This is a genomic window from Bowmanella dokdonensis, from assembly GCF_017254865.1.
Classification (GTDB): domain Bacteria; phylum Pseudomonadota; class Gammaproteobacteria; order Enterobacterales; family Alteromonadaceae; genus Bowmanella; species Bowmanella dokdonensis.
On record NZ_JAFKCV010000337.1, the window covers coordinates 1 to 296 of the forward strand.

The 296-nt window shown below is 58.8% G+C and carries 1 protein-coding gene; it reads left to right on the top strand.

Going from position 1 to position 296, the window contains the following annotated elements; genetic code table 11:
• Positions 1 to 296: TonB-dependent receptor domain-containing protein (locus J0A66_RS22840; protein ID WP_206576076.1), on the top strand; the 296-nt coding region annotated here is incomplete at both ends.

A 296-nucleotide genomic window follows, 5' to 3' on the forward strand; every position in this document is an offset into this window, starting at 1 on the left:
CTGTTTTCTTCCATGCTGCGCGGCAAACTGGCCCTGTGGTACCAACTCAGCCCCGGTATTATGCTGCGCACTACCTTGTCTAACGGCTTTCGCGCCCCTACCGCCGGGCAGGTATTTAGTGAACGTACCTCGCAATCCCTAAACAGCAGCTTTGATGCCATCACCACCAGTGGTCGCTTTTCGCCAAATGGCGAGGTGGCAGCGGTGCTCTCCGAGCGCCCCGAGGTGAATATTCGCCCCTTGCGGGCCGAGAAGTCGGTCAATATCAGCGCCGGTGTGGGCTTCAGTTTACCCGG